Below are 2,257 nucleotides of genomic sequence, written 5' to 3' on the forward strand. Positions count from 1 at the left end.
GAGCGAAGTCGAGACGCGTCCGCGCGGTGTCTCGACTTCGCTCGACACGAACGGAGGGGGGGTGGACACGCGTGATTCCGGGGACACTATCACGCCGCCACCCTCACCGCCGCAATCGCATCGGCCAGCCCGGCCGCCCACTTGGTGATGTCACCCGCGCCCAGGCACACGACCATGTCGCCCGCGTGCAATTGCGGCGCCAGTGTCGCCGCCAGCGCATCGGCGCCATCGATCGTGAACGCAGCCCGATGCCCGCGCGCCTTGATGCCATCAACCATCGCCTCGGCATCCACGCCCGCGATCGGTGCCTCGCCCGCCGCGTAAACCGGCGCGACATAGACCATATCGGCATCGTTGAACGCGGCCTGGAAGTCTTCCATATGATCGCGCAGCCGGGTGAAGCGGTGCGGCTGGACCACGGCAATCACGCGCTCCGTAACCCCCTCGCGCGCCGCCGCCAGCACCGCGCGGATTTCAACAGGGTGGTGGCCGTAATCGTCGATCACCGTCGCCATGCCGCCATCCACGGCCACTTCGCCGACCTTCGTAAAGCGCCGCTTGACCCCGGTGAACTTGCCGAACCCGCCACGGATGCATTCGTCCGAACAGCCCATCTCGACCGCCACCGCGATCGCCGCGAGCGCGTTCTGGACATTATGCCGCCCGGGCATCGGCAGGTGGACGCCCTCGATCCGGCGCGAAGATCCGTCCCGCTCGCGCAGCACCACGTCGAAGCGGTTGCCGCCCGGCTCGGGCACCACATTGTCGCCGCGCACGTCGGCTTGCGCCGAGAAGCCGTAAGTCACCACCCGGCGGTCGCGCACTTTCGAGATCACCGCCTGCACTTCGGGGTGATCGATGCACAACATCGCCGCGCCGTAGAATGGCACGTTCTCGATGAATTCGACGAAGGCGGCCTTGACCTTGTCGAAGCTGCCATAGTGATCGAGGTGCTCGGGGTCGATGTTCGTGACGATCGCCAGCGTGCCGTCGAGCCGCAGGAAACTGCCGTCGCTCTCGTCGGCCTCCACCACCATCCATTCGCTCGCGCCCAGCCGCGCGTTCGATCCGTAGCTGTTGATGATGCCGCCGTTGATCACGGTCGGATCGATCCCGCCGGCGTCGAGCAGCGCGGCAACCATGCTGGTGGTGGTGGTCTTGCCGTGCGTGCCCGCCACCGCGACGGTGCGCTTCAACCGCATCAGTTCGGCCAGCATTTCGGCGCGGCGGACCACCGGCACGCGGGCCTCCAACGCGGCGACCACTTCGGGATTGTCGCGCTTCACGGCGGTTGACGTCACCACCACCGCCACGCCAGCGACGTTTTCGGTGGCGTGCCCGATCAGCACCTTGATCCCGCGCGCGCGCAGGCCTTCGACCACGTAGCCCTCGGCAATGTCCGAGCCCTGCACGGTGTAGCCCATGTTGTGCATCACTTCGGCGATGCCCGACATGCCGATCCCGCCGATCCCGACGAAGTGGATCGTGCCGATATCGATGCCGACGCCCCTCATGCGTCGGCGTCCTTCGCCAAAGCCGCGCCCGCGCTGGCCAGCGCTTCGGAGGTATGGTCTAGCCGGATCACATCCATCATCGGCTCGCCGCCGAAGCCTTCGACGATATCGGCCAGGTCCTTCGCGGCATCGGGCAGCCCGCAGTTCCACGCCGCGTGCGCCGCATTGGCGAGCGCGGTCGGGTGGAGCGCCATCGTCTGGATCTGCTTGGCCAGTTCCTTGGGCGTGAACCCCGTCTGCCGGATCGCGCGCGCGCCGCCGGCGGCAACCATTTCGCGGGTGTTGGCGGCCTGATGATCGTCGGTGGCGATCGGCAGCGGCACCAGGATCGCGGGGCGACCCACCGCGGTCAGTTCGGCAATCGTGCTCGCGCCGGCGCGGCCGATGAACAAGTGGCAATCGGCGAGGCGGCTCGCCATGTCCTCGAAATAGGTGCCGAGTTCGGCGGGAATTTCATGGCTCGCATAGCGCGCGCGCACCGCCTCGATATCCTCGGGCCGGCACTGCTGCGTCACCTGCAGCCTGTGGCGCAGCGCGGGCGGGAGCATCGCCAGCCCATCGGGCACCACTTCGGACAGCACCGATGCCCCCTGGCTGCCACCCGTCACCAGCACGCGAAACAGCGAATCCTCGGTGAAATCGGGGAACGGGTGGCTGCGCAAGGTCAGCACCTCCTCGCGCACCGGGTTGCCCACGCAGCGGACCTTGCCCCACAGCTTGGGATCGAGCCGGTCGACCGCGTG

The 2,257-nt window shown here is 67.8% G+C and carries 2 protein-coding genes; both read right to left on the reverse strand.

Features of this window, described 5'->3' with window-relative positions; translation table 11 throughout:
* Nucleotides 1-89: 89 nt before the first annotated feature.
* Complete coding sequence (gene murC, locus Q0R16_RS04745) at nt 90-1,514, reverse strand: UDP-N-acetylmuramate--L-alanine ligase (protein WP_295632751.1); 1,425 nt, start codon at nt 1,512-1,514, stop codon at nt 90-92.
* The coding region (locus Q0R16_RS04750) for a glycosyltransferase (RefSeq protein WP_295632754.1) at nt 1,511-2,257 on the reverse strand (747 nt) is incomplete at its 5' end. The genes murC and Q0R16_RS04750, both read right to left, overlap by 4 nt.

The sequence above is a fragment of the Novosphingobium sp. genome (assembly GCF_025351285.1).
Taxonomy (GTDB): Bacteria; Pseudomonadota; Alphaproteobacteria; order Sphingomonadales; family Sphingomonadaceae; genus Novosphingobium.